Source organism: Microbacterium sp. FG3 (genome assembly GCF_057809335.1).
The window spans coordinates 1-8786 of the sequence record NZ_JBMDJT010000058.1 but is presented as its reverse complement, the minus strand read 5'-3'; the positions used below and the strand labels follow the sequence as shown (position 1 = coordinate 8786).

The following is an 8786-nucleotide window of genomic DNA, read 5'->3' as shown; positions in this document are numbered from 1 at the left end:
GTTGAGTTCTCAAGGATCGGACGCACCCAGCCCTGCAGGTCCCCCTGCAGCCCTCCGGGGCATTCGCACCACGACTCGTCACCCTCTTGCGAGGATCTTCGTCGGGGTTTGTGTCGCCTACTTGGGATGGGAGCCTCTCGGCTCAACCTCACCGCTTGGCGGCGACAGATGAAACATTACGCCGATGCGGCGGGTGGGGCAAACCGGTGCATCATCCCGGGCGTGTCGCCCGCCGCGCGGGCCGTCGGCGACGGGCCTGCGCAGGCGGCGTCGCCGAGCCCGCCGCGGCCCGGTGTCAACCCCCGCGCCTGGGGACCATCGGCTTCCTAGCATGGCCGCGTCCGATCACGAGAGGAGCGATCATGGCCGACAACCCCACGCCCATCGAGCTGCAGAAGTACCTCGGCGGCGTCGACTACCCGGCGCGCAAGGAGGATCTCGTCGCCCGCGCGCGGGAGAACGGCGCCCCCGACGATCTCGTCTCGGCGCTCGAGTCGGCCGGCGAGGACTCGTTCGACGCCCCCGCCGCCGTCAGCAGCGCCGTCTCGGGCGGCTGAGTGGCCTCGCGCCGCGCGGCCGGCGCGTGGGCCACGCCCGCCGCGCCGGCCGCACCCCTCGTCGACGTCCTGATCCCCACCGCCGGCCGCGTGGCCGAGCTCGCCGTCACCCTCGCGGGCCTCGCGGCACAGGACGACCCACCGTTCCGCGTGATCGTGAGCGATCAGTCGGACGACGACGCCCCCTCGCACGCCGCCGTGGCCGCGATGCGGCGCGTGCTGCAGGCACAGGGCGGCGAGGTGCAGGTGCATCGCCACCTGCCGCGTCGCGGCATGGCCGAGCAGCGGCAGTTCCTGCTGGACCGGTCGTCGGCCGAGGCGGTGCTGTTCCTCGACGACGACGTCTGGCTGGAGCCCGGGCAGCTGCAGCGGATGCACGAGGCGCTGCGCGAGCTCGACTGCGGCTTCGTGGGCATGGCGGTGCAGGGACTGTCGTACCTCGACGACGACCGGCCGGCCGAGCGCGAGGCCTTCGAGCCATGGGCCGGCCCCGTGCGCCCGGAGCGCGTGCGGCGGGGCGCGCCGGAGTTCGAGCGCTGGCGGCTGCACAACGCGGCCAATCCCGCGCACCTGGCCCGCGACGTCGATCTGCCCGAGCGCGGCTGGCTCGCCTACAAGATCGCGTGGATCGGCGGCTGCGTGCTCTTCCGTCGCGACGCCCTCCTGGAGGCCGGCGGCTTCGGCTTCTGGCGCGAGCTCGACGCCGCGCACGCGGGCGAGGACGTGCTGGCCCAGTGGCGCGTGATGCGTCGGCGCGGCGGTGCGGGTCTGCTGCCCAGCGGCGCGGTCCATCTCGAGGCACCCACGACCATCCCGCACCGCCCCGTCGACGCGTTCGACGTCGCGAGCGTCTGACGCCGGCGCGCATCGCGCGTCATGATCGCCCGCTTCTCCGCGCGTTTCAAGCCCCTCACCACGAGGCGGCGACGCTTCGATCCTCGAAGCATGACGTCCATCCAGCACGGCGAGGCATCCGACGGGACCGCTCCCGAGACGACCCCCGACGCGCTGGTCCTCACCCACATGGAGCTCGCCCGCGCCGTGGCCCGGCGGTACTTCCGCCACAGCGTCTCGCGCGACGAGGACCTCGTGCAGGTGGCGTACATCGGGCTCGTGAAGGCATCGCGGCGCTTCGATCCCGAGCGCGGCAGCGACTTCGCTGCGTTCGCGGCCCCGACCATCGCGGGCGAGATCAAGCGCCACCTGCGCGACGCGGGGTGGTTCGTGCGGCCGCCCCGGCGCGTGCAGGAGCTGCGGGCCCGGATCTCCGAGGCCTCGCCTCGTCTCGCGCAGAGCTTCGGGCGCGAGCCCACCGCGAGTGAGCTGTGCGCGGACCTCGGCGAGTCGCGCGCGGAGGTGCGCGAGGCCCTCGCGTGCGGGGATCACCTGCAGCCCGCGTCGCTCGACGTGCCCGTCGGCGCCGATCGCGACCTGACGATGGGGCAGCTGCTGCCCTCGCATCGCGATGAGATCGAGCGGGCGGAATCGGCGGCCGTCGTCCACGAGGCGATGCGTGCGCTCGCGCCGCGGGACCGCCGGGTCGTGCAGCTGCGGTTCTTCGAGGAGCGCACGCAGAGCGACATCGCCGGCGAGCTCGGCGTGACGCAGATCCAGGTCTCGCGCATCCTCTCGCGCACGCTCGCGGCGATGCGCGATCACATCCAGCACGGCCCGCCTCCGGCGCGCCGTCACGCCGCGTGATCCGCTACGGCGCGATGCGCCCGGCGGCCGCCAGCACGTCGTCGACCGTGACGCCGAGGATCGCCGGATCCGGATCGGCGGCGAACGGATCGCCCCGGCGCAGGTGCGCGGCGGTGAGGACGACGTGCGGACCGGGCGGCGGGCCCCAGTGCTCCGGGGCGGCCGGCCCGAACAGCACGACCGACGGCGTGCCGTAGGCCGAGGCCAGGTGCGCCGCGCCGGTGTCGGCCGAGATGACGAGACGGGCGCGCTCGATCACGCCGGCGAAGCGCGCGAGGTCGAGCTCGCCCGCCCGCACCGCCGCGGCGCCCAGCCCCGCGGCATCGGCCACGGCGAGGGCCCGCTCGCGCTCCGCCGCCGAGCCGGTGAAGACCACCCGGTGCCCGCCGTCCGCCAGCGCGCGGGCGACCGCCGCGAAGCGATCCACCGGCCACAGGCGCGATCCGTACGCCGCGCCGACGTGCAGCACGGTGGCGCCCTCGAGCCCCGCGGCCGGCGGCGCCGGGCGCAGGGCGACGTCGTCGGGATCGGCGGCCACGCCGTAGGCGCCCACGAGCCGCACCCAGCGGCGGCGCTCGTGCAGGTCGTCGCGCCAGCCGGGCAGCGCCTGGTCGGGCAGCGCCGTGTCCGGCCGCGCCGTATCGGGCCGCGCCGTGTCGGGCAGCGCGGGGTCGGGCAGCGCCCGGACGGGCATTCCGGTCTCGGCCACGGCGGTCGCGGGCGCGGCCGCATCGATCCCGTCCACGCGGTGCGCCATCCGCAGCCGCGCGCCGAGCGCGTCGACGAGCCAACGGCTCTCGGGGCCGCTGCCGTGCAGGTTCACCGCCACGTCGATCCGGCCGGGCTCGAGCGGCAGCGGCTCGTCGAGCCCCGGCGTCGGCAGCAGCGCGTCGACGCCGCCGATCAGCTCGACGACGGGCGAGAGCCAGCCCGGCACCGCGAGCACGAGCCGGTGCCGGGGGAAGGCGCGGCGCAGCCCGTGGATCGCGGGGACCGCGACGAGCAGGTCGCCCAGCTTCAGCGCCCGCAGGGCGAGCAGCTCCGGATGTCCGTCGGGAGGACCCAGCTCGCGCATCGCCCCAGCATCGCAGGCCCGGCCGCGCCTGCCCAGCCCCGAGAAGAGACGTTTGCCGCCGAGGAGAAGTGGGAAGTGCTCTGATATGGCCATCGATCGCACCCGCGTCCGCGCGCTGCTGTTCGACCGGGACGGCACGCTCGTCGAGGACGTGCCGTACAACGGCGATCCCGCGCGCGTGCGGCTCATGCCGTGGGCGGGCGCGGCCGTCGCGCGGGCGCGCGCGGCGGGGGTGCGGATCGGCGTGGTCTCGAACCAGTCGGGCGTCGCGCGCGGGCTCCTCACCCCCGCGCAGGTGGAGGCCGTGAACGCGCGCGTCGACGCGCTGCTCGGCCCGTTCGACGCGTGGTGCTGGTGCCCGCACGGTCCCGAGGACGGCTGCGCGTGCCGCAAGCCGGCACCGGGCCTCGTGCTCGAGGCGTGCGCGCGGCTGGGGGTCGCCCCCACGCAGGCGGTCGTGATCGGCGACATCGGCGCGGACGTGCGCGCCGCCGAGGCGGCCGGGGCGCGATCCGTCCTCGTGCCCACGCCCGTCACGCGTGCCGAGGAGGTCGCGGCGGCGCCGCGGGTGGCGCCCGATCTCGACGCCGCCGTCCGGGCCGCGCTGGAGGAGGCCGTCGTGCCGCTCGCCGGAGGGAGGGGCGCATGACGCGGGCGCTCGTGGCACGGCTCGACAGCCTCGGCGACGTGCTGCTGTCGGGGCCGGCCGTGCGCGCGGTCGCGGCGGCGCCCGGCGTGGACGAGGTCTGGATGCTCTGCAGCACGATCGGCGCCGAGGCCGCGCGCCACCTGCCGGGCGTCGACCGGGTGCTCGTGTGGGACTGCCCGTGGATCACCGCCTCGGCCCCGCCCGCCACGCCCGAGCGCATGCGCGCGCTGGAGGCGCTGCTGGCCGAGGCGCGCCCCGACGTCGCGGTCATCCTCACGTCGTTCCACCAGTCGCCCCTGCCGCTCGCGCTGTCGCTGCGGCTGGCGGGCGTCGGGCGGATCGCCGGCGCCTCGGTCGACTTCGCCGGCTCGCTGCTCGATGTGCGCCTGCGCCCGGGCGAGGATCTCCCGGAGGACCTGCCGGAGCCGGAGCGCGCCCTCGCGATCGCCGCGGCGGCCGGCTTCGCGCTGCCCCCGGGCGACGACGGCCGCCTGCGCCTGCGCGGGGTCGCCGCGCCGCCCCCGGAGGTCGCGGCGAGCGAGCGCCTGGCCGTCGTGCACCCCGGCGCCTCGGCCTCGGCCAGGCGCTGGCCCGCCGAGCGGCATCGCGAGACCGTGCGCCTGCTGCGGCAGCGCGGGTGGGACGTCGCCGTGACGGGCGGACCGGACGAGCGCGCGCTCACGGCGTTCGTCGCCGGAGACGACGGCCTCGATCTCGGCGGGGCGACGCCGCTCGCCGCGCTCGCCGGCATCCTCGCCCACGCCCGCGTCGTCGTCACGGGCAACACGGGTCCCGCGCACGTGGCCGCCGCCGTCGGCACCCCCGTCGCGAGCCTCTTCTCGCCCGTCGTGCCGGCCGTCCGGTGGGCGCCGTACGGCGTGCCGCACGCGCTGCTGGGCGACCAGCGCGCCGCCTGCCGCGACACCCGGGCGCGCGAGTGCCCCGTTCCCGGCCACCCGTGCCTGACGTCGGTGGAGCCGGCCGATGTCGTGGCGGCGTGCGAGCGGCTCGCCGGCGCCGGCGCGGTCGCGCCGAGCGAGGAGGTGCCGGCATGAGGGTGCTGTTCTGGCACGCACACGGCGGATACGCCGACGCCTTCGTGCGCGGATCGCACGAGTACCTCCTGCCGCGCGACGACGCCCGGGGCTGGCACGGGACCGCGGGGCGCGACTGGCCGCGGGCGCGCGAGGTCGCGGCCGATCGGCTGCGGGACGAGCACATCGACGTCGTCGTGCTGCAGCGCACGGAGGAGTGGGACGCCGTGCGCGCGCTCACCGGGCGCGAGCCGGGGCGCGATGTGGCCGCGCTGTTCCTCGAGCACAACACGCCCAAGCCCGACGCGACGGGCACCGTCCATCCGCTCGCCGACGCGGGCATCCCGATCGTGCACGTGACGCACTTCAACCGCGTGTTCTGGGACACCGGGCGCGCTCGCACGTTCGTCGTCGAGCACGGCGTGCCCGATCCGGGGCCGCTGTACACGGGGGAGCTGCCGCGGTCGGCCGCCGTCATCAACGAGCCCGTGCGGCGGTGGCGCGTGACGGGCACCGATCTGCTGCCGCGCCTGGCCGAGCCGGCCCCGCTGGACGTGTTCGGGATGGGCGCAGAGGGACTCCCCGCGGCGCTCGCGGCAGTCGCGGGGCCGGGACGGGCGCCCGAGGTCTCGCCGGCCGGCGACCTGCCGACGGCCCGGCTGCACGCCGAGCTGGCGCGGCGCCGCGTGTACGTGCACCCGTTCCGCTGGACCTCGCTGGGGCTGTCGCTGCTGGAGGCGATGCACCTCGGCATGCCCGTCGTCGCGCTGGCGGCGACCGAGGCGCCCGCCGCCGTCCCGCCCGAGGCCGGCATCGTGACGAACGACCTCGAGCGACTCGCCCGCGCGATCGCCGACTACGTCGCGGATCCCGCGCTCGCCGTCGAGCACGGGCGCCGCGCGCGACGCCACGCGCTCGCGCACCACGGCCTGCCGGCGTTCCTGCGCCGGTGGGACGACGTCCTCGCGGACGTCGTCGAGAACCACTCGCGCCGCACCGGCGCGACGGCCCTCCCCCATGCCGGAAGGAGCATGCGATGAGGATCTCGATGGTCTCCGAGCACGCCAGCCCGCTCGCGACGCTGGGAGGCGTCGACGCGGGCGGCCAGAACGTGCACGTCGCCGCGCTGTCGGCCGCCCTCGCCGAGCGCGGGCACGACGTGACCGTGTACACGCGGCGCGACGATCCGTCGCTGCCGGAGCGCGTGCGGATGCGCCCCGGCGTCGAGGTCGTGCACGTGGACGCGGGCCCGCCCTCGCCCGTGCCGAAGGACGAGCTGCTGCCGTTCATGGGCGACTTCGGCCGGGTGCTGGCCGCGCACTGGCGACGCGAGGTCCCCGACGTCGTGCACAGCCACTTCTGGATGTCGGGCGTGGCGGCGCTGGAGGCGGCCGACCGGCTCGGGCCGGCGCGCCCGCCCGTCGCCCACACCTTCCACGCCCTCGGCAACGTCAAGCGCCGCCATCAGGGAGCCGAGGACACGAGCCCTCCCGAGCGCGAGACGCTCGAGCCGGGCGTGGGCCACCGGGCCGACACGGTGATCGCGACGTGCTCGGACGAGGCGTTCGAGCTCATCCCGCTCGGCGTGCCGTCGAACCGCATCGCGGTGGTGCCGTGCGGCGTCGACACCGGCCTGTTCGCGCCCGACGGGCCGGCCGAGGCGCGGGGCCGCCGCTTCCGGATCATGACGGTGGGCCGGCTGGTGCCGCGCAAGGGCGTGGGATCGACCATCACGGCGCTCGCCCGGCTGGCGGCGGCGGGGCGCGACGAGGTGGAGCTGGTCGTCATCGGCGGCTCGCGCGGACCGGACGAGGTAATGCAGGACCCGGATGTGCAGCGCCTGCGCGAGCGCGCGAGGGCGGAGGGCGTGGAGCACCTCGTGGAGTTCCGCGGCCAGGTGCCGCACGCCGAGCTGCCGGCCGCGCTGCGCTCGGCCGACGTCGTCGTGTGCGCGCCCTGGTACGAGCCGTTCGGGATCGTGCCGCTCGAGGCGATGGCGGTGGGGGTCCCCGTGATCGCCGCGGCCGTGGGCGGCCTCATCGACACCGTCGTGCACGGCCGCACCGGGCTGCACGTGCCGCCGCGCGATCCGGACGCGATCGCCGGCGCGATCGAGACGCTGCGCGACGATCCGGAGCTGCGGGCCGAGCTGGGGCGGGCCGGCGTGGCCCGCGCGCACAGCCGGTACACGTGGGCGAAGGTCGCCGCCGACACCGAGCGCGTGTACCGGGGCCTGGCCGCCTCGAACGCCGCCGCCGAGCCGGCGCCGGCCCGGCGGGCGATGGGAGGTGGACGCGCATGACGAGCCCTCGCATCGCCTCCCTCGGCGCCCCGCTGCGGCGGGCCGACGACATCCTCTCGGCCACACTGCGCGCCCACCTCGACGACCACGCGGCGGCCATGTCGTCGCTGCGCGGGCAGGTGCCGGCCGTCGCCGAGTGGGGCGCCGAGCTGGCCGCGCGCCTGCTGCGCGGGCAGCGCCTGCTCGCAGCGGGCAACGGCGGCTCGGCCGCCGAGGCCCAGCACCTCACGGCCGAGATCGTCGGGCGCTTCGACGGCGAGCGGCGCCCGTTCTCGGCGATCGCGCTGCACGCCGACACCTCGAGCGTCACGGCGATCGGCAACGACTACGGGTACGACGAGGTGTTCGCGCGGCAGGTGCGCGCGCACGCCCGCCCCGGCGACGTGCTCGTGCTGATGTCGACGAGCGGCCGCAGCCCCAACCTCGTGCGCGCGGCGCGCGCGGCGGGCGAGATCGGCGCGGAGGCGTGGGCCCTCACCGGCCGCGGCCCCAACCCGCTGTGCGACGCGAGCGACGCGCACATCGCGCTCGACGCGCCCGCGGCGGGCGTGCAGGAGGCGCAGCTGGTGGCCCTGCACCTGCTGTGCCGCGTGTTCGACCATCACGTGCGCGCGCACGACGCGGCCCTCCCCCGCGCCGCCGCGCCCGCGCAGCCGGCGAGGGGAGCGGGCGCATGAGGATCGCGGTTGTGGGCGACACCCTGCTGGATGTGGACGTGTCGGGCAGCGCCGAGCGGCTGAGCCCGGACGCGCCCGTGCCCGTGGTGGCCGTGAGCGAGACCGCGCCGCGGCCGGGCGGCGCGGGCCTCGTGGCGGCGCTGCTCGCGCGGGACGGCGCGGACGTGCGGCTCGTCACGGCGCTCGGCGACGACGACCGCGCCGGCGAGCTGCGGGCGCTGCTGGCCCGACCACGCGGTCGCGGCGGGCGCATCGAGGTCGTCGCGGCGGCCTCGGGCGCGCCGACGCCGGTGAAGACGCGGGTGCGGGCCGCCGGTCACGCGATCGTGCGGATCGACGACGACTGCGACGCGCCGCCCTCCCCGGCCGCCACGGACGACATGCTGGCGGCGCTCGACGACGTCGATGCCGTCGTCGTGGCCGACTACGGCCGCGGCGTGACGGCCGATCCGCGCCTGCGCGCGGCCCTCGAGCGCGCCGGGCGGCGCGTGCCGCTCGTGTGGGATCCCCACCCGCGCGGCACCGATCCGGTCCCCTCGGCAGCGGTCGTGACGCCGAATCTCGCGGAGGCGCGGTCGGCCTCCGGCGAGACCGGGACGGGGATCGCGGGGGCCGCCGCCGCGGCAGCCTGCCTGGCCGAGCGCTGGGGCGTGCGGGCGGTGCTCGTCACCCTCGGCGAGCGCGGCGCGCTGCTCGCCGCCGGTGCGGCCGCGCCGCACGTCGTGCCCGCCGTGCCGGTGGCGGCGGCCGACCCGTGCGGCGCCGGCGACCGCCTGAGCGCCGCGCTGGCC

Annotated in this window: 10 protein-coding genes; 9 read left to right on the top strand and 1 reads right to left on the bottom strand. The window is 77.1% G+C overall.

Translation table 11 applies throughout. The features are described 5' to 3' along the window. Positions 1 to 362: 362 nt before the first annotated feature. From ACODR5_RS13255 to ACODR5_RS13245, 3 genes are all read left to right on the top strand, one after another. Complete coding sequence (locus ACODR5_RS13255) at positions 363 to 557, top strand: DUF2795 domain-containing protein (protein ID WP_460818326.1); 195 nt, start codon at positions 363 to 365, stop codon at positions 555 to 557. After that, positions 558 to 1412 carry a glycosyltransferase family 2 protein gene (locus ACODR5_RS13250; protein WP_460818325.1) on the top strand — a complete coding sequence of 285 codons (855 nt, stop codon included), beginning with the start codon at positions 558 to 560 and terminating at the stop codon, positions 1410 to 1412. A 90-nt stretch (positions 1413 to 1502) separates the two neighbouring features. Beyond that, positions 1503 to 2258: a sigma-70 family RNA polymerase sigma factor gene (locus ACODR5_RS13245; RefSeq protein ID WP_460818323.1), complete on the top strand. Its 756-nt coding sequence runs from the start codon at positions 1503 to 1505 to the stop codon at positions 2256 to 2258. A 4-nt stretch (positions 2259 to 2262) separates the two neighbouring features. Here ACODR5_RS13245 and ACODR5_RS13240 read toward each other — a convergent pair whose 3' ends face one another. Next, a complete protein-coding gene (locus tag ACODR5_RS13240) occupies positions 2263 to 3333 on the bottom strand; it encodes a glycosyltransferase family 9 protein (RefSeq protein ID WP_460818321.1) in 1071 nt (356 codons plus the stop codon). 85 nt (positions 3334 to 3418) lie between these two features. On the opposite strand from ACODR5_RS13240, the gene ACODR5_RS13235 reads away from it, so the two are divergent. From ACODR5_RS13235 to ACODR5_RS13210, 6 genes are all read left to right on the top strand, one after another. Further along, entirely contained in the window at positions 3419 to 3982 is a 564-nt protein-coding gene (locus tag ACODR5_RS13235; protein ID WP_460818320.1) for a D-glycero-alpha-D-manno-heptose-1,7-bisphosphate 7-phosphatase, read from the top strand. Then, on the top strand, positions 3979 to 5037 hold the full coding sequence (locus ACODR5_RS13230) for a glycosyltransferase family 9 protein (RefSeq protein WP_460818318.1): 1059 nt from the start codon (positions 3979 to 3981) through the stop codon (positions 5035 to 5037). The genes ACODR5_RS13235 and ACODR5_RS13230 overlap by 4 nt, the downstream gene beginning before the upstream one ends. After that, complete coding sequence (locus ACODR5_RS13225; RefSeq protein ID WP_460818316.1) at positions 5034 to 6056, top strand: glycosyltransferase; 1023 nt, start codon at positions 5034 to 5036, stop codon at positions 6054 to 6056. Before ACODR5_RS13230 ends, ACODR5_RS13225 begins: the two co-directional genes overlap by 4 nt. Next, a complete protein-coding gene (locus tag ACODR5_RS13220) occupies positions 6053 to 7318 on the top strand; it encodes a glycosyltransferase (RefSeq protein WP_460818315.1) in 1266 nt (421 codons plus the stop codon). The genes ACODR5_RS13225 and ACODR5_RS13220 overlap by 4 nt, the downstream gene beginning before the upstream one ends. Continuing rightward, positions 7315 to 7995, top strand: coding sequence for a D-sedoheptulose-7-phosphate isomerase (locus ACODR5_RS13215; protein ID WP_460818313.1), 681 nt, complete (start codon positions 7315 to 7317; stop codon positions 7993 to 7995). The genes ACODR5_RS13220 and ACODR5_RS13215 overlap by 4 nt, the downstream gene beginning before the upstream one ends. After that, the coding region (locus ACODR5_RS13210) for a bifunctional heptose 7-phosphate kinase/heptose 1-phosphate adenyltransferase (RefSeq protein ID WP_488983891.1) at positions 7992 to 8786 on the top strand (795 nt) is incomplete at its 3' end. The genes ACODR5_RS13215 and ACODR5_RS13210, both read left to right, overlap by 4 nt.